The sequence below is a fragment of the Pseudomonas sp. H1_A03 genome (genome assembly GCF_054685145.1).
On sequence record NZ_CP162829.1, the window covers coordinates 3,063,994 to 3,085,052 of the forward strand.

Consider the following 21,059-nt stretch of genomic DNA (forward strand, 5'->3'; position numbering starts at 1 on the left):
CAAATTAACTTTTCGTAGCTCCAAGGACGTGCCTTTTTTATGAGTGTGTGGTTTTTATTCCCTCTCGCAGTGTTTTTGTCCGCAGTGTTGACTGGCGGTATTCGCCGGTACGCCATTAGTCGAAGTCTGATCGACGTTCCTAATTCGCGCAGTTCGCATACAGTTCCCACGCCAAGAGGGGGTGGAGTCGCAATAGTGCTGACTTTTTTACTGTTCGTTCCTATCTTCGGTATGACAGGGTATTTGGAATGGCCCGTAATTTGGTGCATCCTCGGAGCAGGTATGGGCGTTGCAGCTCTTGGCTTTCTTGATGATCACGGTCATATTGCGGCTCGCTGGCGACTGCTCGGTCATTTCTTGTGTGCAGGGTGGGCGTTGTATTGGCTGGGCGGTCTTCCCCCGCTTGAGTTCTGGGGGGCAGCGTTTGATCTGCAATGGTTCGGCGTAATTTTGTCTGCCTTCTACCTTGTGTGGTTGTTGAACCTATATAATTTTATGGATGGTATAGATGGACTTGCAAGCGTAGAGGCTATAAGCGCGTGTGTTGGAGTCTGCATTGTTTACTGGTTAACTGGCTTTACAGCTCTGATTGGACCACCGTTACTCCTGGCACTGGCCGTCAGTGGCTTTCTCATCTGGAATTTCCCTCCAGCGCGTATTTTTATGGGGGATGCAGGTAGCGGTTTTCTGGGAATGATGCTAGGCGTTCTGTCACTTTACGCTGCTTGGAAGGCACCGTTTTTCTTCTGGGTATGGTTGGTTCTTTTAGGGGTGTTTATAGTTGATGCAACCTATACGCTATTTTCTCGCTTGCTGCAGGGGCGTCGCGTGTATGAGGCTCATCGAAGTCATGCTTACCAGCATGCGGCACGTAAGGCCGGCAATCATTTAACGGTGACCGGAGTTGTTGCCGCCATCAATGTATTTTGGCTGTTGCCAATAGCGATCTGTATATCTGTGTATAGGCTGAACGGTCTGCTGGGGGTCGCTATTGCTTATCTACCATTGATAGTCTTAGCTTATAAGTATCGGGCTGGGACAGATAGTTACACCTCTTAATCAAGATGTATCAATTCTCGAATGACGGTCTGTATCCCGGTTAATAGGGAATCAATGGCCTGTTGTGCTAGAACAATAGCTGCGTAAGGTGCTGGAAATTATGGATAAAATCAGAGCATTTTTGCTGAGCCTCCCGCGTAGGCAAAAGCGAATCCTACAAGTCGCTGCTGACATTTTGCTGGTTTGGATCGCGCTGTGGATGGCTTTTTTGGTGCGGTTGGGGCTGGATGAGCTGGTTAATCCGTTTACTACGCACTTTTGGTTGTTTTTGAGCGCACCTATCGTAGCCATCCCGCTTTTCGTACGATTTGGAATGTACCGTGCCGTTATGCGCTATTTTGGTAACGATGCACTTATCGCCATTATCAAAGCTGTCAGTTTATCGTCTCTCATTCTTGGCGTAGTTGTCTATTGGTATAGCAATCACCAGAACGTAGTTCCTAGATCTATCGTTTTTAACTACTGGTGGCTTAGTTTGATATTGGTCGGCGGACTACGACTGGCAATGCGCCAGTACTTTCTCGGTGATTGGTTCTCGGCGGCGCAACATATGCCCTTTACTAGTCGCGAGGATGGTTTGCCCAGGGTTGCGATCTATGGTGCGGGCGCTGCTGGCAACCAATTGGTGGCTGCATTACGGATGGGCCGTGTCATGCGCCCGGTTGCTTTCATTGACGACGACACCAGTATTTCCGACCGCGTAATTTCTGGGTTGCAGGTATATAAGCCCAAACATATTCAGCGCATGATTGAGGCTACAGGTGCTCAAGAAATTTTACTCGCAATTCCTTCTTCCAATCGCGGTCGTCGACGTGAAATTTTAGGGTTTCTCGAAGGTTTCCCTCTGCATGTTCGCAGTGTTCCCGGGTTTATGGATCTCGCCAGTGGGCGTGTAAAAGTTGATGACATTCAGGAAGTTGACATCGCGGATCTACTGGGGCGGGATGCAGTGCCGGCGCAAGAGGACTTGTTGGAGCGCTGCATCAAGGGGCATTGCGTATTGGTCACGGGTGCAGGCGGGTCAATCGGCTCCGAGCTCTGTCGGCAAATACTGAGTTTACGCCCAACTACCTTTTTATTGTTCGAGCATAGTGAATTCAATCTGTACAGTATCTTGTCCGAGTTAGAGTTGCGAATTGCGAGGGAATCGTTGCCTGTTAAATTGCTCCCGATTTTAGGCTCGGTGCGTGATGAGAAAAAGTTAGTAGATGTTATGAGGACCTGGCGCGTTGACACAATCTATCATGCCGCTGCATACAAGCATGTACCAATGGTTGAGCACAATATCGCGGAAGGGGTGTTAAATAATGTGATCGGAACGCTCAACACTGCTCAGGCGGCTTTGCAGGTCGGGGTCGCTAACTTTGTGCTTATCTCTACTGACAAAGCGGTTCGCCCTACCAACGTTATGGGAAGCACAAAACGTTTGGCTGAGTTGACCTTGCAAGCTCTCAGCCAGGAGGTGGCTCCTGTATTGTTCGGGGAGAAGTCTAATATTTCACGAGTTAACAAAACGCGTTTTACGATGGTGCGCTTTGGCAACGTTCTGGGATCTTCTGGCTCTGTTATACCGTTGTTTTACAAGCAAATTAAGTCGGGAGGCCCGCTCACTGTCACCCACCCGAAAATCACGCGTTACTTCATGACTATTCCCGAGGCCGCGCAGTTGGTGATCCAGGCAGGCTCCTTGGGACAAGGCGGCGATGTTTTTGTTTTGGATATGGGAGCGCCAGTAAAAATTGTCGAACTGGCCGAAAAGATGATTCATCTTTCAGGCTTTAGCGTTCGCTCCGAGAAGAAACCTCATGGAGATATTTCCATTGAGTTCACTGGTTTGCGCCCGGGTGAAAAACTCTACGAAGAGTTGCTCATAGGTGATAATGTCATTGCAACACAGCACCCCATGATTATGAGAGCCAACGAGGACTATCTGTCTTGGGAGTTGCTAAAAGAGAAATTGTCTGAGTTGCTCATTGCAGTGGACAAAGATGACTATGCCCGCGTTCGTCAACTGTTACGTGAAACAGTAAGCGGGTATAAGCCTGATGGTGAGATTGTTGATTGGATTTATCAGCAGCGCCGTTTTGAACCTTGAACCTAGGCAGCTTACGCCTTAGTGGAATTGTGTTGCAGTATCTTCGTTGACAGATGAATCCGGTCGGCGCTTTATACAAGTTTACAGATGGTTGGAGCAGGGAAGTCTACAAGCGATAGTTAATATTGTTATCGCTGTGAGTTCCTGCTCCGTCCTACCATGCTTGTGTGTTAAAAGCTAACTCAGGCTCGGATGCTATTAAGCAGTGAGAACGCCTCCGAGATTGAGTAGTGATGATTCCCAATGAACAGGCCGAATTTGTCGATATGTTCGGCATTCTTCAGTTCCCCATGAACCTCGGAGTCAAAATATTTTACAACTTCGTTTTTGGCGAAGTTTCCGGCCACAATCGGGCGACATTCAAATCCGAGGCTGTTCAGCTTTTCAACGAGCGCCTTGCGCGTCAGCTTGCTTTCAGGTCGTATTACTAGACTGAAACCAAACCAACTGGACTTGCCAATCTCTTGTTGAATGATGATGTCCGGGTGATCTGCCATTTCTGCTTGTAGCAGAGCACCGTTTTTACGCCGTTCCTGAATGAGTTTTGGAAGACGCTTGACTTGTTCTACACCCAACGCGCCTTCGAGTTCCAGCGGTCGAACATTGTAGCCAGGTAAAACGAAGCGGAACGACTCTTCGAATGGGTCGTCACTTTTTTCGCTGCAGACCAAGTTTTGCTTGGGCAGGTTTCGGGTCCAGCCATGAGCGCGCAGAGAGAGCAAGATTTGATAGAGCTCTTCGTCGTCGGTGACTATCAGGCCACCTTCCATCGTCGAAATGTGATGACTGAAAAAGGAGCTGAAACTACCCATGACGCCGAAGGTACCAGCTTGTTTGCCGTTGTAAGTTGCTCCCATCGACTCGCAGTTATCTTCGATCAGAACAATCTTGCGGTCCCCGATAATCTCTTGAATGCGCCCGAAATCGTTCGGATTGCCGAGAAGGTTTACGGCCATAATGGCTCGGGTCTTATCAGTGACTGCTAGTTCCAGCTGTTCCAGATCGTAATTCAAAGTGTGAAGATCGATATCAACAAACTTTATTTTCAGGCCGTATTGATAAAGCGGGTAGTAGGTAGTGCTCCATGATACGGCGGGAACGATGATTTCATCGCCGCGCTTGAGTTTCAAGTCCGCATTTTTAGTATAAAAAAGGGCGGCAACGATCAGGAGGTTTGCGGATGAGCCAGAGTTAACCATTACGCAGTGCTTGCTGCCTACGAACTGCGCGAAGTCTTGTTCAAATGCTTTGACGTTTTCGCCCATCGTGAACATGCCGGTGGCAATGACACGTTGCATCGCGTCGAGCTCTTCTTTTTCCCATGTAGAAGCAGCCAGAGGGAATCTAGTACTCATTGTTGATGCTCCAGATAATAACGATAGGTTTTTTCAATGCCCTCTTGCAGGGTATGACGTGGTTTCCAACCCCATAGTGACTGCCGCTCGATATTCACTAGTTTGCGCGCCATTCCAACGGGCTTGGTCACGTCATGTATGAATTGGCCTCGGTAGTCCATCACTGCTGCTGCGGCGTGATAGTACTCGTTGATAGAGTGATCATGTCCCAGGCCTACGTTCATATTCAGGGGCAGCGAATCGAACTTGTCTACGGCCTGTATGATAGAGTCGGCGAGGTCTCCACCATACATGAATTCACGCCTTGCATTGCCGTCGCCCCATATCTCCACGTTGGGATCATTATTTGTCTTTGCTAAGTGAATCTTATGTATGATCGCAGGCAATAGATGTGAGTGTGAAGGTTCGAACTTGTCGAATCGACCGAAGATGTTGCATGGGATTAAGGTCTTGTAATGAAAGCTCGTATCCTCTCGCGTGATATATTCACATAAGCGTGCTGTCGTTACTTTCGCTAATGCATATCCCTCATTGGTTGGTTCCAGCTCGCCCTTCAGGATCATGTCTTCGCTGAGGGGCTCAGAATGATTACGGGGGTACATGCAAGAACTGCCCAGGTTGATTAGACTTTTTACGCCAGCCATGCGAGCTGCCCAGACGATATTGCGGCCCATATCGAGGTTATCCAGCAGAAACTTTACGGGCTCTCTGATATTTGCTTGAATGCCACCCACTTTACCCGCTGCATGAATTATCAAGTTCGGCTGGGAGCGCTCTAGATAGCTCTGGACTGCTTTGAAATCGAGCAGGTTCAGCTCAGTACTTGGCGGGGCGAGCACTTCAAAGTCGTCAATGCGGGAGTGTTCGAGGAGATTACGCCCCACCATGCCACTGCCGCCGGTCAACAAGATTCGTATTTTTTTCATCTAATAGATTGCCAAATACAGTTATTCGTTATAGCTGAATGTGGGATACCCGTGCTGTTTGATGAGTTCATCTCTTTCGGCACTTTTTAGGTCCTCACGCACCATTTCACTAACGAGTTCAGCGAACGTGATCTTTGGGCTCCAGCCAAGTTTCGCCTTCGCTTTGGAAGCATCACCCAACAGCGTTTCGACCTCGGTAGGGCGGAAGTATCGTGGATCGACCGCAACGATACATTTACCAGTCTCGTCATACCCTTTTTCATCTTCGCCTTCACCTTTCCAGGTGATGGACATACCCAACTCTTTAGCCGCAGCGTTTACAAAATCACGTACGCTATATTGGACTCCCGTTGCAATGACGAAGTCTTCAGGTTTTTCCTGTTGAAGCATCAGCCACTGCATTTCGACGTAGTCTTTCGCATGGCCCCAGTCTCGAAGTGAGTCCATGTTGCCTAGATAGAGGCACTCTTGCAGGCCAAGTTTGATACGAGAAAGAGCGCGGGTGATTTTACGTGTCACAAAAGTCTCACCGCGAATTGGGCTTTCATGATTGAACAAGATACCATTGCAAGCGTAGATGCCATAAGCTTCGCGATAGTTAACGGTAATCCAATATGCATATAATTTCGCAACTGCATAAGGGCTGCGTGGGTAAAAAGGCGTAGTTTCTTTCTGTGGGGTTTCTTGCACCAGCCCATAAAGTTCTGAGGTTGATGCTTGGTAAAACCGAGTTTTTTTCTCAAGACCTAGAATTCGGATTGCTTCCAGGATACGTAGGGAGCCGAGTGCGTCTGAGTTTGCGGTATATTCCGGCTCTTCAAATGAAACGGCCACATGACTTTGCGCTGCAAGGTTGTAGATTTCATCCGGTTGAACTTTTTGAATGATATGGGTCAGGCTTGATGAGTCCGTCATATCTCCGTGATGAAGGAAAAAGGGCAATCCTTTATCGTGAACGTCATGGAAAAGATGGTCGATACGAGCTGTGTTAAATAATGAGCTGCGTCGTTTTACACCGTGAACTTCGTAACCTTTGTTCAGTAAGAATTCAGCAAGATAAGCGCCATCTTGTCCTGTTACACCGGTAATGAGTGCTTTCTTAATCATTTCTTCTTCCATAATTGTTTTTGAAACTTTGAGTGTCGCTTTCGCCGAGAGATATTCGCCTGAATAACGATGATTTATAACTCAATTATTTCAGGATGTTCACTGCCGCGGGGCACCACAGCGTCGTGATAGCGTTTTTGCATATTGGCTGTGTTTTTCTATCCCCATCGTAAAAACGGCCTCGGTTTGGGTGTCGAGTTGTTCCGGCTGTTACCAAAAGCGGTTCAGCCAAATTTGAAATCATAAATTATGTGTCAATCGACTTTGCGTTGAGCCGAAGGCCCATAGCTTAACCCACATCGGGAGCCTGACAAATTTTAACTCATACCATGACTCGAGACCATTTTTTCACTGAAAGGTCTGCTCGGTGCTGTTCGTATCGCTCAACCTTTGATGCATTCGCTCTTGTTGGAAATTCAGTGATCGAGCGTCCACCTCGGGGTGCTACATACCTTGTAACCGAGTCTTTTTTGACTGCCTGCCAACATCACCTAACTTAGAAAAGCAGCTTCGGAAAAGCTGCTTTTCTCTTACCAATGTCATGGAGCGTCAAATGCAAAACACCTACCTCACCGCCCTAATCTTTACCTTCCTCACCACCCTGTCCGTCACCACCACCGCAGCCCCGTCCATCAAACCCGAAGCCCCAATCCCCATCACCACCCAAATGTCCAAAACCGACCAATCCGCCAAGGTCAACCTCAATGCCGCCGACGCCGAAACCCTGCGCCGTGACCTCTTCGGTATCGGTGCTGCCAAAGCCAAGGCAATTATCGCCTACCGCGAAAGCAATGGCCCTTTCACGGCGGTGGATGAGTTATTGGAAGTGAAAGGGATCGGCAAGGCGTTGTTGGAGAAGAATCGCGACAGGCTGGTGATCAACTAAGTCAGCAGGGAAGGCCGGTCATTGACCGGCTTTTTCATCTTCTGAAACCTGGGTTTTCAAATTTTCTCGCACGACATCCAATATGCGCATCGCCAGTGCTTTGTCCTCGACGCTCCGGGCCAGTACCAACGCTCCCACCAGTGTCGACATCATCACCAGGCTTTGTGCATCACCCTGTTCATTCCCCAGCGCCGTTTCAATCTGTTTGAGTCGTGCGCCGAGCACTGTGTCCGTTGTTGCGCTGTGCTGGCCTCTTAACCCGAGTTCGGAGGACATGGTTGGCAGCGGGCATCCTTGATCCGGGGAGGTCAGGTGCCATTCCGACAGGTAGCTGTCGATAAACGCTTCCAGCGGCCGTTTCTGGCTGAACAGCATCTCGCAATGCGCGTCCAGCTCTGCTGCTGCGACTTGCAGCGCCTTTTCCACCAGCTCGTTCTTGGACTTGAAGTGTGCGTAGAAGCCGCCATGAGTAAGGTTCAGCGCTTTCATCAACGGCTGTAGGCCGGTGGCGCCGATGCCGTCGCGGCGAAAACGCACGGAGGCTTCCTTGATGATGCGTTGGTGGGTCTGGGCTTTATGGTCGGATGAATAACGCATAGGAAGGCCTCGGTTACAGGTTGGCATTCTAACCAGGTTGTATCGATTTACATGTATGTCCTCTGTCTTGGACGTTGGCATGAAAAGTGGTTACCTCTACGCATGAGATTGTTCAACAATCGTGAGGCAGTCATGACAGCCAGCTTGTCTTTAGCCGACCAGATTGCCCTGGAGCTTCGCGCCGACATCATCGGCGGGCGGCTTTTGCCGGGGATGCCGTTGGTTGAGGTGGACCTGGTTAAAGCCTACAACGCCTCGCGCAACACCATCCGCGAAGCACTGCACCGTCTCGGCCAGGAAGGCCTGACCCGCTACGTGCGTAACAAGGGCGTCATGGTCCGGCGGCTGGAACGTGATGAGGTGCGTGATTTGTTTGTAGTCCGCCGCACCCTGGAGTTGCAGGCCATCGCCCAGAGCGGTCCGCTGACAGAGGCCCAATCCGAACGCATGCAAAACGCTATCGACGCCACCACCCTGGCCCGTGAGCGCGAAGACTGGCGTGCGGTTGCCACCCACAGCCTGGTGTTTCACCAGCAGATTGTCGGGTTGATGCGCAGCCCCTTGTTCGATGAGTTTTTTGCTCAGGTCATCGCGCAACTGCGTTTGGTGTTCTGCGCCGCGCCTGATGAGCAGCGCTTCCAGTCGCCGTGGCTAGAGCGTGATCGTGAGATTTACACATTACTGGCCCAACAGGATAAACCGGCGGCAGGGGAGGCGATGAGCCTCTACCTGGATGATTCGGAACGCCTTTCCCTGGCCTTGTTTCACCACCCCTGATCGAGGATCTGCATCATGTACAAAGACTATCCGGCCGCTTATCAGGTCAGCAAAGGTTCGGCGTTGCAGGTCGACACGGCGTTTTACGAGCGCATCCGTGACCAAAAACAGCAACGCACGTTGATCGAAGAGTTCGAAGTGCCGATCCGAACGGGCAGGGCGTGGAAGGTGCCGGCCGGGCATGTGTTTCGTGTGACGACGCCGGTTGGACCACAGGTGGGTGACTTCAATGTGTGGAATGCCAACGACCCTCGTGAACGCCTGTGGGCAGCGCGCACGCGTCAGTTGCAGGGCGCGCATGTGAGCACTCATGACCGGTTGTGGTCGAACCTGCCATTTCTAAGGCCTCTGGTGACGATCACCGATGACAGCCTGGCGGGCTACGGGATCGATGAGCACGGCGGGCGCTTGCATGATTTGCTCGGCACGCGTTGCGATCCGTATGTGAATCGGATGCTCACCGGCGAGGACTTCCATCACCATTGCCATTCGAACCTGACTCGCGCGGTGTTACCCCACGGTCTGACGGAATTCGACGTGCATGACGTACTGAACATTTTCCAGTGCACGGGCCTGAATCATGACGACATGTATTTCATGAAGGCTTGCCCGGCGCAGAAGGGCGATTACCTGGAGTTTTTTGCAGAGATTGATTTGCTGTGTGCGCTGTCGACGTGCCCGGGCGGGGATTTATCGCTGCCGATGTGGGGGCCGGAGGCGCAGGACCCGTTGACGGTGTGCCGTCCGCTGGGGGTTGAGATTTATAAGTTGGAAGATGAATTGCTGAACGGCTGGAGCCAGCCGGAGCGTGCTGCTTATAAAGGGCAGCACGGGTTGCACATTGCCAAGGCGGATTGGGAGTAACGCTTTAGAGGGGCTGCTTCGCAGCCCAACGGGAGCGAGCACCCTCGCCACAGGTGTGTGTCAGGGCAGCCAAGTCAGCGATCCTGCGCGTCCTTCGCATCCGCCTGGGCGTTGCGGTCGGCCACGCGCTTACGTTGTTCGTCGGTGAGTTCCACCTTGTTGGCGCTGTCTCGCAGCATCATCAGCCCACCGACGATCGACCCGATCGCGACCACCATAATCAACCACGCATACCACGGCATAAGGCTCTCCTTGAGGCAGATCACCGTGGGAGAATTTTCCCACGGGAATAACTGCTTTGAGTAACAGGCTTTCTCAGGAGTTCAGTGTAGGCCTGTTCCGCCTTGTTAACCTCAGAGTCCGGTCAACATCGCATCCGCAGGGGCATCCGCGCGGTCTTGCGCGGTCATCTGGAAGTAAACGAACCCAACGGCCATAAAGCCCAGGAAGATCAGTCCGATCAGCGTGTTGAACCAGGCCATGGCCACCAGGCACACCACCGCCAGCACCAGCGCAATGCCCGGCACGATGGGGTAGCCCGGTGCGCGGAAGGTGCGCTCCAGCAACGGTTCGGTCTTACGCAGTTTGAACAGGCTGAGCATGCTCATGATGTACATCACAATGGCGCCGAATACGGCCATGGTGATCATCGCTGCGGTCAGTGTCATGCCGCCCAGGTTGATCAGGCCGTCGCTGTAGATCGCGGCGATACCCACCACGCCGCCGGCGATGATTGCCCGGTGCGGTGTCTGAAAACGCGACAGTTTGGCGAGGAAGGACGGCAGGTAGCCGGCGCGGGCCAGGGCGAAGAATTGGCGCGAGTAGCCCAGGATAATGCCGTGGAAACTCGCCACCAGGCCAAACAGGCCGATCCACACCAGCATGTGCAACCAGCCGGAGCTGTCGCCGACCACGGTTTTCATGGCTTGTGGCAATGGGTCGTTGATATTGGAGAGGGTGCGCCAGTCGCCCACGCCGCCGGCAAAGAACATCACACCCATGGCCAGGATCACCAGGGTCAGGATGCCGCTGATGTAGGCTTTTGGAATGGTGCGCTTCGGATCTTTCGCTTCTTCGGCGGCCATGGCCGCGCCTTCGATGGCGAGGAAGAACCAGATAGCAAACGGAATCGCGGCAAACATGCCGGCAATTGCCGGGGCGCCAAAGGTGTCGGAACCGGCCCAGCCGTTCAGGGCGAAGTTGCTGAAGCTGAAGGCGGGCGCTACGACGCCCATAAACACCAGCAACTCGGCGACGGCGAGTACGCACACGACCAATTCGAAGGTGGCGGCGAGTTTCACACCAAGGATGTTCAGGCCCATGAAGACGATGTACGCGCCGACGGCCGCGTGTTTCGGGTCCAGTGCCGGGAATTGAACGTTCAGATAAGCGCCGATGGCCAAGGCGATCGCAGGCGGCGCGAAGACGAACTCGATCAAGGTCGCGAGCCCCGCGATCAAGCCGCCTTTCTCACCAAAGGCACGACGGCTGTAGGCAAACGGCCCACCCGCGTGAGGAATCGCGGTCGTCAGCTCGGTGAAACTGAAGATGAAGCAGGTGTACATGGCGGCGACCATCAACGAGGTCACCAAAAAGCCCAAGGTCCCGGCGACGCCCCAGCCATAGCTCCAGCCGAAGTATTCACCGGAAATCACCAGGCCGACGGCGATACCCCACAAGTGCAGGGTGCCCAAGGTGGGTTTGAGTTGTGTGTTCATTGTGCTGCTCCCTGAACGGTTTGGAATGATTCAAGGTGTTGCAGCGTGCATGCCAGGCTGAGAATCATTGTCGTAAAGCCGTGCAACTGTCGCCACGGGAACGGTTTGGCGTTTGAATTTGCCCTGCGTTGCACCAGATAAGTGCTGTGTTGACTGAGCTGACGCCTTCGCGGGCAAGCCCGCTCCCACATTGGAGCGCGTATTTCCTGCTGAAACGCGGTCGAGTGTGGGAGCCGGGCTTGCCCGCGATGAGGCCTTCCCATCCACAGCAAATCCCCCTGTAAACCCCGCATAAACCCACTCTTTACGCCGTCTTTACGCCCCGCCCATACCCTCGCTCTCGTTCCTTTACACCACTCCTGCCGACAATTGACCCACACGCGGCACTCGCCGCTAAACGGAGAGACTTCCATGAGCGTTCTGGACGGGGTGTCACTGCTATTGGCCGTGGCGCTGTTCATTTATCTGCTGGTTGCGCTGTTACGCGCGGATCGGAACTAGGAGTTGGCCATGCACAGTTATGACTATTGGCTGATCATTGCCTTCTTTGCCGTGGTGCTGGTGCCGGCCCCGTTCCTGGGGCGGTTCTATTACAAGGTGATGGAAGGGCAGCACACCTGGCTGAGCCCGGTTCTGGGGCCTGTGGAGAAAGCCTGTTATCGCCTGTCGGGCGTGGACGAGCAGCAAGAACAAAGCTGGCAGAAATACATGCTGGCCTTGCTCGCGTTCAACCTCGCGGGTTTCTTGCTGTTGTTCGCGATCCTGGTGTTCCAGGACTATCTCCCACTGAACCCGCAGAAATTGCCGGGTCAGGAATGGACGCTGGCCTTCAACACTGCGGTCAGTTTCATGACCAACACCAACTGGCAGTCCTACAGCGGTGAGGCGTCTTTAAGCTACCTCAGCCAAATGGCCGGCCTCACCGTGCAGAACTTCGTCAGTGCTGCCACTGGCCTGGCAGTCCTGGTCGCGCTTTGCCGTGGGATTGGTCGCAAATCGGCGCAGACTTTGGGCAACTTCTGGGTCGACATGACCCGCGCCACCCTCTACGGCCTGCTGCCGTTGTGCCTGGTGCTGGCGTTGTTCCTGGTGTGGCAGGGCGTTCCGCAAACCTTCGCTCACTACGTTGATGCCGTGACGATGCAAGGCGTGGATCAAGTGATCCCCCTGGGCCCGGCAGCCAGCCAGATTGCGATCAAGCAGTTGGGCACCAACGGCGGTGGCTTTTTTGGTGTCAACTCGGCGCACCCGTTCGAAGACCCGACTGCCTGGGCCAACCTGTTCGAAGTGGCATCGATCATCCTGATCCCGGTGGCGCTGGTGTTCACCTTCGGCCACTACGTCAAAGACCTGCGTCAGAGCCGCGCGATTCTCGGCTGCATGCTGGCGCTGTTCCTGATCGGTGGCGCGACCTCGTTGTGGTCCGAATACCAGCCCAACCCGACCCTGAACAACCCGGCCGTTGAGCAGACCGCGCCGCTGGAAGGTAAGGAAGCGCGCTTCGGCACCACCGGCACGGTGCTGTGGTCGGTGACCACCACCGCAGCGTCCAACGGTTCGGTCAACGGCATGCAGGACAGCCTCAGCCCCCTCAGCGGGATGGTGGCGCTGGTCAACATGATGGTCGGCGAAGTGATCTTCGGCGGCGTCGGCGCCGGCATGTACGGCATGTTGCTCAACGTGTTGATCGCGGTGTTCCTCGCCGGCCTGATGATCGGCCGCACCCCGGAATACCTCGGCAAGAAGCTGCAGGCCAAGGAAGTGCAATTGCTGGTGGTGACCCTGCTGGTCATGCCGGTTGGCGTACTCGTGCTCGGCGCCATTGCCGCGAGCCTGCCTGGCCCGGCCGGTGCCATCAGCAACCCAGGTCCGCACGGCTTCAGCCAGTTGCTCTACGCCTACACCTCGGCCAGTGCCAACAACGGCTCGGCGTTCGGCGGCTTCAGTGCCAACACGCCGTTCCACAACCTGATGCTCGGCCTGGGCATGTTGATCGGTCGCTTCGGCTACATCCTTCCGGTACTGGCCCTGGCCGGCAGCCTGGCGATGAAGAAGGCCGCACCGATTGGCCAGAACAGCTTCCCGACCCATGGCCCGCTGTTCGTGACCCTGTTGACCGTGACCATTTTGCTGGTGGGCGGCCTGACCTTCCTGCCGACGCTGGCACTGGGCCCAATTGCTGAACACTTGAGCATGGCTGCCTCTAAATGAAGAGCGAAGGGGATATGAAAATGAATATGCCTGCAAAAAACGCGGCCCCGGTCCAAACCCAGCAGCCCGCCAAAACCGCGATCTCCGCGCTGTGGCGCCCGGCGCTGGTCCAGGCGTTCGTCAAGCTGGATCCGCGCCAACTGCAACGTTCGCCGGTGATGCTGGTGGTCGAGCTGACCGCCATCCTCACCACCGTGCTGTGCTTTGTGCCGGACACGACCGTGCCGACCTACGTCGCCGTGCAAATCGCCGTGTGGCTGTGGTTCACCGTGCTGTTCGCCAACTTCGCCGAGGCCTTGGCCGAAGGACGTGGCAAGGCCCGCGCCGACAGCCTCAAGGCGGGCAGCGAAGGCTTGAGCGCACGCCGCAAAGAGGCCGATGGCAGCTTCAAAGTGGTGCCGGCCACCAGCCTGCGCAAAGGTGATGTGGTGCGCGTTACCGCTGGGGAAATGATCCCTGGTGACGGCGAAGTCGTCGAAGGCATCGCGGCGGTTAACGAAGCGGCGATCACTGGCGAATCCGCCCCCGTGATCCGCGAGTCCGGTGGCGACCGTTCTGCCGTCACCGGCAACACCCGTCTGGTATCGGACTGGCTGCTGATCCGCATCACTGCCAATCCCGGCGAGTCGACCCTGGACCGCATGATCGCCCTGGTGGAAGGCGCCAAACGCCAGAAAACCCCCAACGAAGTCGCGCTGGATATCCTGCTGATCGGCCTGACGCTGATCTTCCTGTTGGTGGTGGTGACCCTGCAACCGTTCGCCCACTTCGCCAATGGCAGCTTGCCGTTGGTTTTCCTGGTCGCACTGCTGGTGACGCTGATTCCTACGACCATTGGCGGCTTGTTGTCGGCCATCGGCATCGCCGGTATGGACCGCCTGGTGCGCCTCAATGTGATCGCCAAGTCCGGCCGCGCCGTGGAAGCGGCGGGGGATGTGCACGTATTGCTGCTCGACAAGACTGGCACCATCACCTTTGGTAACCGGCGATGTGCGGCGGTGGTCGCGGCGCCTGGCGTCAGCGGCAAGGACGTGGCCGAAGGCGCGTTGTTTGCCTCCCTGGCGGATGACACCGCGGAAGGTAAATCCATCGTTGAATACCTGCGCGCCTTGCACCCGCAAGCCGAGCCGACCGCGGATGAGCTGACGGCCGTGCCGTTCAGTGCTGAAACCCGGTTGTCCGGTGTCGATTATCAGGGCCGTGTGTTCCGCAAAGGTGCCGTGGATTCGCTGCTGGCGTTTATCGGTCAGCAACGCAGCGACCTGCAACCAGCATTGTCGCGGGAAATCGACAAGATCGCCCAAAGCGGCGGCACCCCGTTGCTGGTGTGTGCCGATGGCAAGTTGCTCGGTGCGATTCACCTGAAGGACGTGGTCAAGCCTGGCATCCGCGAGCGTTTCGCCGAGTTGCGCAAACTGGGCATTCGGACCGTGATGGTGACGGGCGACAACCCGCTGACCGCCGCTGCGATTGCTGCCGAAGCGGGCGTGGACGACGTGCTGGCGGAAGCCACGCCGGAGAAAAAACTCGCCCGTATTCGTCATGAGCAGAACGACGGTCGCCTGGTGGCGATGTGCGGCGACGGCGCCAACGATGCGCCGGCGCTGGCCCAGGCGGACGTTGGCATGGCGATGAACGATGGCACCCAGGCCGCTCGCGAAGCCGCCAACATGGTCGACCTCGACAGCGACCCCACCAAGCTGCTGGACGTGGTGCAGATCGGCAAGGAATTGCTGGTGACGCGCGGTGCGCTGACCACCTTTTCCATCGCCAACGACGTGGCCAAGTACTTCGCGATTTTGCCGGCGCTGTTCGCTTCGATCTACCCGCAACTCGGCGTGCTCAACGTGATGCACTTGCAGAGCCCGCAGAGCGCGATCCTCTCGGCCATCGTGTTCAACGCACTGATCATCGTGGTGCTGATTCCCCTGGCGCTGCGCGGTGTGCGCGTGCAGGCGGCGAGTGCGGCGGCATTGCTGCGGCGCAACCTGCTGATCTACGGGCTGGGCGGGCTGCTGGTGCCGTTCGTGGGCATCAAGGCGATCGACATGCTGCTGACTGCGTTGCACCTGGTGTAACCGAACCTGCTCTTTGTAGTGAGCGGGCTTGCCCCGCGTCGGGCTGCGAAGCAGCCCCATTGCAACACGGCAGAGCGTCCCACAAATTGAGGAATCCAAAATGTCCAACATTGTCCGCCCGGCCCTGAGCCTGCTGGTGCTCATGACCCTGATCACCGGCGTCGCCTACCCATTGGTAGTGACCGGCGTCGCCCAAGTCGCTTTCCCGGACCAGGCCAATGGCAGCCTGGTGCGCGACGCCAGCGGCAAAGTGCGCGGCTCCAGCCTGATCGCCCAGGACTTTACCGGTGACAGCTGGTTCCACCCGCGCCCCTCGGCCGGCGCTTTCGCGACGGTTTCCAGCAGCGCCAGCAACCTTGGCCCAAGCAACCCGGCGCTGGCGACGCGCATCTTTGATGATGCAAATAAACAGCTCGTGCCCAGCCAAGGGCCGGTGCCTTTGGCGTCGCTGACTACCTCCGGCAGCGGTCTTGATCCACACTTGCCACCGGAGGCGATTGCCTATCAACTGGCGCGGGTGGCGGCGGCGCGGAGTGTGCCGGTGTCGACCTTGCAGCGGTTGCTCGATGAGCATATCGAAAGCCCGTTGGTTGGGCCGCCGGTGGTGAATGTGCTGGCGCTGAACATGGCTCTGGAAAAGTTATAGGCAGGAATACCGCTATCGCGGGCAAGTCGAATCGTCGCACCGCCGCTCCCACATTTGGAATGCATTCCCCTGTGGGAGCCGGGCTTGCCCGCGATGGCGGCATAAAAGACTCCATATGAATACCTGAAGGAACCCCCAAGCATGAGCGACTCCGGCCGCGCCGATGCCCTGCTAGCCGATCTGCCCCGCAACGGCCGTGGCCGGCTCAAAGTCTTCCTTGGCGCCGCGCCCGGCGTGGGCAAGACCTACGCCATGCTCCAGGCCGCCCACACCCAATTGCGCCAGGGCGTGAAGTTGATCGCCGGCGTGGTCGAGACCCATGGTCGCGCCGAGACCGAAGCCTTGCTCAGCGGCCTGCCGCAGCAACCGTTGCTGCGCACCGACTATCGCGGCGTGATGCTTGAAGAAATGGACCTCGACGGCCTGCTCGCCGCCAAGCCCAAGCTGGTGCTGGTGGACGAGCTGGCCCACAGCAACGCCCCCGGCAGTCGCCATGAAAAGCGCTGGCAAGACATCCAGGAACTGCTCGCCGCTGGCATCAACGTGTTTACCACGGTCAACGTCCAGCACCTGGAAAGCCTCAACGACCAGGTGCGCGGCATCACCGGCGTGCAGGTGCGTGAAACCCTGCCGGACTGGGTGCTGCAAGAGGCCGACGAACTGCTGCTGATCGATCTGCCCTCTCGCGAGTTGCTGGAGCGCCTGCGCGACGGCAAGGTCTATGTGCCGGAGCAAGCCCGCGCGGCCATCGATGCGTTCTTCACCCAGACCAACCTCATGGCCTTGCGCGAGTTGGCGATGCAAACCGCCGCCGCCCATGTCGACGATGATTTGGCCCAAGGCTACCGCCAACTTGGCCAGGCCGCGCCGGCAGTGCGTGGGCGTTTGTTGGTCGGCGTGGACGGCGATGCACAGGCCGAACGCCTGGTGCGCCATGCCAGCCGTGTTGCCCAACGCCGGCATTTGCCGTGGAGCCTGGTGCACATCGACAACGGCCGCGCGCGGGACGAGCAGTTTCGATTACGCCTGCAAAATGCCCAGCAACTGGCCGAACGCCTGGGCGGTGAAGTGGTGTTGCTGCGAGCCGGCGAGGTGGCCAAGACGCTGATCCAGCATGCCGCCGAACGCCGCGCCAGCCTGGTGTTGGTGGGGCAGTCGCGGATGCGTTGGCGGCGGAGGTTGTTCGGTGGCGGCCTGGCTGCACGGTTGCTGCGGAATGCCCGTGGCTTGGAAATCAACGTCCTCGACAGCGATGACATCCCCGCACCGTCACGCTTGCCGGACGCGCGCGGGCTGGTGTGGTTCGACTATGCGCTTGCGGTCGTGGCGACGGTGGTTGCTGCGGTATTGGCTTGGGCAGTGTCCAGCGTCTTGCCGCTGCCGAATATCTCGCTGGTGTTCCTGGCGGCGGTATTGCTGGTGGCTGTGCGCAGCAGCCTGGGGCCGTCGCTGGTGTGTGCGGCGTTGTCGTTCATGACCTACGACTTCCTGTTTATCCCACCGAATTTTTCCTTCGCCATCCAGCGCGAAGAGGACGTGCTGACCCTGTTGTTCTTCCTGTTGATGGCGGCGCTGACCGGCAACCTCGCCGCGCGTCAACGCCGTCAGTTGCAGGCGTTGCGCGACACCCAGGAAGAAACCAGCGAACTGCTCGACCTGTCACGCAAACTGACGGCCGCCACCGATCGCCAAGCGGTGATCAGCGCCGCGGCGCATCACCTGGAAGGCTGGAGTGACCTGGACCTGTGCCTGGTCAACCGCGATGGCCAGGGCGGTTGGGCGATTGAGACCGGCGGCCCGCTGACGCTTAGCGAAGCCGAGCGCGCCGCTGCTGATTGGGCCTGGCAGCATGACCAGCCGGCGGGCATGGGCACCGGCACCTTGCCGTTCGGGCGTTGGTGGTGGTGGCCGTTGTCGGGCGAAGAGGGCCCGTTGGGTTTGCTGGGCGTCAGTCCAAAACCCGGCCAGGAGCTGAGCGGCCAACGCCGTCGCTTGCTGACTGCCCTGAGCCAGCCATTGGCCCAGGCGCTGGCGCGGGCGCAACTGGCCCAGGAGCTGGAGTCCGCACGGTTGCACGGTGAGACCGAGCAACTGCGCAGCGCCTTGCTGGCCTCGGTGTCTCACGATTTGCGCACGCCGCTGACCTCCATGCGCGGCAGCATCGACAGCCTGTTGGCGCTGGGTGAGGCCATCCCGCTGGAAGATCGCCGCGAGTTGCTTGAAGGCACCCGCGATGAGGCCGAGCGTCTCGACCGCTATATCCAGAACTTGCTCGACATGACGCGCCTCGGCCATGGCGCGTTGAAACTGGCGCGGGATTGGGTGTCGCCGGGCGATATCGTCGGCAGCGCACTTGGCCGTTTGCGTGCGGTGCTGGCGCCGTTGCAGGTGAGTACCGACGTGCCGCCTGAATTGCCATTGTTGTATGTGCATGCTGCGCTGATCGAACAAGCGCTGGTCAATGTGCTGGAAAACGCCGCGCGTTTTTCACCGTCTCAAGGGCGCTTGCAACTGAGCGCAGGCGTGCTGGATAACCAGCTGTTTTTTGCCGTCGCCGATGGAGGCCCAGGTATTCCCGAAGACGAGCGCGCAAAGATTTTCGACATGTTCTATACCGCCGCACGCGGTGATCGGGGCGGGCAGGGCACAGGCTTGGGCCTGGCAATCTGCCAGGGCATGGTCGGTGCCCACGGCGGGCATATCAGCGTAGCCGACGGCATTGACGGGCGCGGCACCTGCATCACCTTGTTCCTGCCCTTGCCGACTCAGCCTGGCCTGGAGCGCGAGGCATGAGCTACCCTGTTTTCTTCACGGATTTTGATTGGACACCATGAGCCAGACCGCGACGATTTTGGTCATTGATGACGAACCGCAGATCCGCAAATTCCTGCGCATCAGCCTGGCCTCCCAGGGCTACAAAGTGATTGAGGCCGGCACCGGCAGCGAAGGCCTGGCCCAGGCGGCACTGAGCAAGCCGGATTTGCTGGTGCTCGACCTTGGCTTGCCGGACATGGACGGCCAGCAGGTGCTGCGCGAATTCCGTGAGTGGTCGACGGTGCCGGTGTTGGTGCTGTCGGTGCGGGCCAGTGAAGGGCAAAAAGTCGAAGCGCTTGACGGTGGCGCCAATGACTATGTGACCAAACCCTTCGGCATCCAGGAGTTTCTCGCCCGGGTACGTGCGCTGCTGCGCCAGGCGCCCGCGGGTGAAGCCCAGGAAGCGGCCTTGCGGTTTGGCCCATTGACGGTGGACCTGGCCTATCGTCGCGTGCTGCTGGACGGCGCCGAAGTGGCGCTGACGCGCAAGGAGTACGCCGTGCTCGCGCAGCTCGCCCGGCACCCGGGGCGGGTGATTACCCAGCAGCAATTGCTCAAGGACATCTGGGGGCCGACTCACACCGAGGACAGCCACTATCTGCGTATTGTGGTGGGGCATCTGCGGCAGAAGCTGGCGGATGATCCGACTCAGCCGAGGTTTATCGTGACCGAGGCGGGGGTGGGGTATCGGTTGTTGAGTGCTTAGATGTTTGGCGTCGGCTCCGAGGCCATCGCGGGCAAGCCCGGCTCCCACAGGGGCGTGCATTCCAAAGGTGGGAGCTGGCTTGCCTGCGATGGCGTCATCAGCAGCACCTTAACCCTCAACTCTGCTCACTCTCATACCGATCCAACGTATCACTGGCAATTTCCCTTCCCAGCGCAATCAACTCCGGCGCTTTGTAGAACTCGAAAAACCGGCACACCCGCTTCGGCACGTTGATCAGCACATCCGGCGGGTAGCCGGCAATCTTGTACTGCGCCAGCGAGGTTTGCATCACTTCGAAGCTCTGGTTGATCAAGTCGAGCAGCGACGCCGGGCCGACGTTATCGATGATGAATGAGCCGGTCGCTGACCTCGGTGCACCGGGTTTTTCCGGTGCGGCGGCGGGTTGTTGGGATTCCGGCTCGGCCGAGTCCAGCCACGGATTGATCTCTGCCGCTTGCGCCTCCAGTGCCTCTTGCTCCAGCTTCAGCAATTGTTCGGCCTGCTTGCGGCGAAACGGCAGGTGCGAACCGAGTGATTTCGCCAGGTTGTTGAAGCGACTCTTGAAGGCTGGCGGGCGTTGGATCACCGGCAATCGGTACTGCTTCTGGTTGGTGGCGTTGAGGTTGACCGCGATGATCAAGTCACAATGACTCGACACCACCGGCACGATGGGCAGCGGGTTGAGCAGGCCGCCGTCCACCAGCATGCGGTTGCCTTGCATCACCGGGGTGAACAGGCTGGGAATCGCCGCTGAAGCGCGCATGGCCTGGTGCAGGCAGCCTTCCTGGAACCAGATTTCCTGTTGGTTGGTCAGGTCGGTGGCGACGGCGGTGTAGGGGATTCGCAGTTCTTCGATATTGATCTCACCGACGATCTTGCGGATCTGCCCGAAGACCTTCTCGCCGCGAATCGCCCCCAGGCGAAAACTCACGTCGACCAGGCGCAGCACGTCGAGATAGTCGAGGCTTTCAATCCAGTTTCGATACTCCTCCAGCTTGCCGGCGGCGTAGATCCCGCCGACCACGGCCCCCATGGAACACCCGGCGACACAGGCGATGTCGTAGCCGCGCCGTTCGATTTCCTCGATAACCCCGATATGGGCGTAGCCCCGGGCTCCGCCGGAGCCCAGCACCAAGGCAACACGTTTTTTCATGGTCCAGGTCCTTCCCAATGCAGGTGCCCACAATGCACCCATTGAGGTGGCGGCTTCAATCTTCGCA

At 57.2% G+C, this 21,059-nt stretch carries 18 protein-coding genes; 11 read left to right on the forward strand and 7 right to left on the reverse strand.

Features of this window, described 5'->3' with window-relative positions:
- Positions 1-39: 39 nt before the first annotated feature.
- Together AB4O35_RS14125 and AB4O35_RS14130 are read left to right on the forward strand one after the other, a co-directional pair.
- Positions 40-1,059: an MraY family glycosyltransferase gene (locus AB4O35_RS14125; RefSeq protein ID WP_065945673.1), complete on the forward strand. Its 1,020-nt coding sequence runs from the start codon at positions 40-42 to the stop codon at positions 1,057-1,059.
- 100 nt (positions 1,060-1,159) lie between these two features.
- On the forward strand, positions 1,160-3,154 hold the full coding sequence (locus tag AB4O35_RS14130; protein ID WP_065945672.1) for a polysaccharide biosynthesis protein: 1,995 nt from the start codon (positions 1,160-1,162) through the stop codon (positions 3,152-3,154).
- Positions 3,155-3,336: 182 nt separating this feature from the next.
- On the opposite strand, the gene AB4O35_RS14135 is transcribed toward AB4O35_RS14130, so the two are convergent.
- From AB4O35_RS14135 to gmd, 3 genes are read right to left on the reverse strand one after another with little or no spacing between them, the layout of a single operon-like run.
- Positions 3,337-4,509 carry a DegT/DnrJ/EryC1/StrS family aminotransferase gene (locus AB4O35_RS14135; protein ID WP_065945671.1) on the reverse strand — a complete coding sequence of 391 codons (1,173 nt, stop codon included), beginning with the start codon at positions 4,507-4,509 and terminating at the stop codon, positions 3,337-3,339.
- Positions 4,506-5,435 carry an NAD-dependent epimerase/dehydratase family protein gene (locus AB4O35_RS14140; RefSeq protein ID WP_083207094.1) on the reverse strand — a complete coding sequence of 310 codons (930 nt, stop codon included), beginning with the start codon at positions 5,433-5,435 and terminating at the stop codon, positions 4,506-4,508. Before AB4O35_RS14140 ends, AB4O35_RS14135 begins: the two co-directional genes overlap by 4 nt.
- A 21-nt stretch (positions 5,436-5,456) precedes the next feature.
- On the reverse strand, positions 5,457-6,542 hold the full coding sequence (gene gmd, locus AB4O35_RS14145) for a GDP-mannose 4,6-dehydratase (protein ID WP_065945670.1): 1,086 nt from the start codon (positions 6,540-6,542) through the stop codon (positions 5,457-5,459).
- A gap of 553 nt (positions 6,543-7,095) precedes the next feature.
- Here gmd and AB4O35_RS14150 point away from each other — a divergent pair.
- Entirely contained in the window at positions 7,096-7,428 is a 333-nt protein-coding gene (locus tag AB4O35_RS14150) for a ComEA family DNA-binding protein (RefSeq protein ID WP_065945669.1), read from the forward strand.
- Positions 7,429-7,446: 18 nt separating this feature from the next.
- Here the strand turns inward: AB4O35_RS14150 and AB4O35_RS14155 are convergent, their stop codons facing one another.
- Positions 7,447-8,025: a TetR/AcrR family transcriptional regulator gene (locus AB4O35_RS14155; protein ID WP_065945668.1), complete on the reverse strand. Its 579-nt coding sequence runs from the start codon at positions 8,023-8,025 to the stop codon at positions 7,447-7,449.
- Positions 8,026-8,157: 132 nt separating this feature from the next.
- Between AB4O35_RS14155 and AB4O35_RS14160 the strand changes: the two genes are divergently transcribed.
- Together AB4O35_RS14160 and AB4O35_RS14165 are read left to right on the forward strand one after the other, a co-directional pair.
- The gene (locus AB4O35_RS14160) at positions 8,158-8,802 is read left to right on the forward strand and encodes a GntR family transcriptional regulator (protein ID WP_065874976.1); all 645 of its coding nucleotides are present in this window, start codon (positions 8,158-8,160) and stop codon (positions 8,800-8,802) included.
- 15 nt (positions 8,803-8,817) lie between these two features.
- Positions 8,818-9,666 carry an urea carboxylase-associated family protein gene (locus AB4O35_RS14165; protein WP_065945667.1) on the forward strand — a complete coding sequence of 283 codons (849 nt, stop codon included), beginning with the start codon at positions 8,818-8,820 and terminating at the stop codon, positions 9,664-9,666.
- 74 nt (positions 9,667-9,740) lie between these two features.
- Here the strand turns inward: AB4O35_RS14165 and AB4O35_RS14170 are convergent, their stop codons facing one another.
- Both AB4O35_RS14170 and eat read right to left on the reverse strand, forming a co-directional pair.
- On the reverse strand, positions 9,741-9,908 hold the full coding sequence (locus tag AB4O35_RS14170) for a DUF2897 family protein (RefSeq protein WP_065874977.1): 168 nt from the start codon (positions 9,906-9,908) through the stop codon (positions 9,741-9,743).
- 111 nt (positions 9,909-10,019) lie between these two features.
- Positions 10,020-11,384 (reverse strand): ethanolamine permease, encoded by a 1,365-nt coding sequence (gene eat / locus AB4O35_RS14175; protein WP_049709334.1) that lies wholly within the window; start codon positions 11,382-11,384, stop codon positions 10,020-10,022.
- 411 nt (positions 11,385-11,795) lie between these two features.
- Between eat and kdpF the strand changes: the two genes are divergently transcribed.
- The 6 genes from kdpF to AB4O35_RS14205 all read left to right on the forward strand — a co-directional run bounded on the left by kdpF (position 11,796) and on the right by AB4O35_RS14205 (position 19,839).
- Positions 11,796-11,885 (forward strand): K(+)-transporting ATPase subunit F, encoded by a 90-nt coding sequence (kdpF, locus tag AB4O35_RS14180; RefSeq protein ID WP_003218754.1) that lies wholly within the window; start codon positions 11,796-11,798, stop codon positions 11,883-11,885.
- A 9-nt stretch (positions 11,886-11,894) separates the two neighbouring features.
- Positions 11,895-13,595 carry a potassium-transporting ATPase subunit KdpA gene (kdpA, locus tag AB4O35_RS14185; RefSeq protein ID WP_065945665.1) on the forward strand — a complete coding sequence of 567 codons (1,701 nt, stop codon included), beginning with the start codon at positions 11,895-11,897 and terminating at the stop codon, positions 13,593-13,595.
- Positions 13,596-13,615: 20 nt separating this feature from the next.
- Complete coding sequence (kdpB, locus tag AB4O35_RS14190; RefSeq protein WP_175403008.1) at positions 13,616-15,673, forward strand: potassium-transporting ATPase subunit KdpB; 2,058 nt, start codon at positions 13,616-13,618, stop codon at positions 15,671-15,673.
- A gap of 100 nt (positions 15,674-15,773) precedes the next feature.
- A complete protein-coding gene (kdpC, locus tag AB4O35_RS14195; protein WP_065874981.1) occupies positions 15,774-16,319 on the forward strand; it encodes a potassium-transporting ATPase subunit KdpC in 546 nt (181 codons plus the stop codon).
- 141 nt (positions 16,320-16,460) lie between these two features.
- Positions 16,461-19,112, forward strand: coding sequence for a sensor histidine kinase (locus AB4O35_RS14200; RefSeq protein WP_065945664.1), 2,652 nt, complete (start codon positions 16,461-16,463; stop codon positions 19,110-19,112).
- 37 nt (positions 19,113-19,149) lie between these two features.
- A complete protein-coding gene (locus AB4O35_RS14205; RefSeq protein WP_065874983.1) occupies positions 19,150-19,839 on the forward strand; it encodes a response regulator in 690 nt (229 codons plus the stop codon).
- A gap of 115 nt (positions 19,840-19,954) precedes the next feature.
- Here AB4O35_RS14205 and AB4O35_RS14210 read toward each other — a convergent pair whose 3' ends face one another.
- Positions 19,955-20,992, reverse strand: a complete 1,038-nt coding sequence (locus AB4O35_RS14210) for a patatin-like phospholipase family protein (RefSeq protein WP_065874984.1) — start codon at positions 20,990-20,992, stop codon at positions 19,955-19,957.
- Between the last annotated feature and the right edge of the window lie 67 nt (positions 20,993-21,059).

Coding starts and splice junctions, on each gene's coding strand:
- AB4O35_RS14130 (WP_065945672.1), top strand. CDS start 1,160: ATGGATAAAATCAGAGCATTTTTGCTGAGCCTCCCGCGTAGGCAAAAG.
- AB4O35_RS14200 (WP_065945664.1), top strand. CDS start 16,461: ATGAGCGACTCCGGCCGCGCCGATGCCCTGCTAGCCGATCTGCCCCGC.
- AB4O35_RS14160 (WP_065874976.1), top strand. CDS start 8,158: ATGACAGCCAGCTTGTCTTTAGCCGACCAGATTGCCCTGGAGCTTCGC.
- AB4O35_RS14170 (WP_065874977.1), bottom strand. CDS start 9,908: ATGCCGTGGTATGCGTGGTTGATTATGGTGGTCGCGATCGGGTCGATC.
- kdpB (WP_175403008.1), top strand. CDS start 13,616: ATGAATATGCCTGCAAAAAACGCGGCCCCGGTCCAAACCCAGCAGCCC.
- kdpF (WP_003218754.1), top strand. CDS start 11,796: ATGAGCGTTCTGGACGGGGTGTCACTGCTATTGGCCGTGGCGCTGTTC.
- eat (WP_049709334.1), bottom strand. CDS start 11,384: ATGAACACACAACTCAAACCCACCTTGGGCACCCTGCACTTGTGGGGT.
- kdpC (WP_065874981.1), top strand. CDS start 15,774: ATGTCCAACATTGTCCGCCCGGCCCTGAGCCTGCTGGTGCTCATGACC.
- AB4O35_RS14205 (WP_065874983.1), top strand. CDS start 19,150: ATGAGCCAGACCGCGACGATTTTGGTCATTGATGACGAACCGCAGATC.
- AB4O35_RS14150 (WP_065945669.1), top strand. CDS start 7,096: ATGCAAAACACCTACCTCACCGCCCTAATCTTTACCTTCCTCACCACC.
- AB4O35_RS14125 (WP_065945673.1), top strand. CDS start 40: ATGAGTGTGTGGTTTTTATTCCCTCTCGCAGTGTTTTTGTCCGCAGTG.
- AB4O35_RS14155 (WP_065945668.1), bottom strand. CDS start 8,025: ATGCGTTATTCATCCGACCATAAAGCCCAGACCCACCAACGCATCATC.
- gmd (WP_065945670.1), bottom strand. CDS start 6,542: ATGATTAAGAAAGCACTCATTACCGGTGTAACAGGACAAGATGGCGCT.
- AB4O35_RS14135 (WP_065945671.1), bottom strand. CDS start 4,509: ATGAGTACTAGATTCCCTCTGGCTGCTTCTACATGGGAAAAAGAAGAG.
- AB4O35_RS14140 (WP_083207094.1), bottom strand. CDS start 5,435: ATGAAAAAAATACGAATCTTGTTGACCGGCGGCAGTGGCATGGTGGGG.
- AB4O35_RS14165 (WP_065945667.1), top strand. CDS start 8,818: ATGTACAAAGACTATCCGGCCGCTTATCAGGTCAGCAAAGGTTCGGCG.
- AB4O35_RS14210 (WP_065874984.1), bottom strand. CDS start 20,992: ATGAAAAAACGTGTTGCCTTGGTGCTGGGCTCCGGCGGAGCCCGGGGC.
- kdpA (WP_065945665.1), top strand. CDS start 11,895: ATGCACAGTTATGACTATTGGCTGATCATTGCCTTCTTTGCCGTGGTG.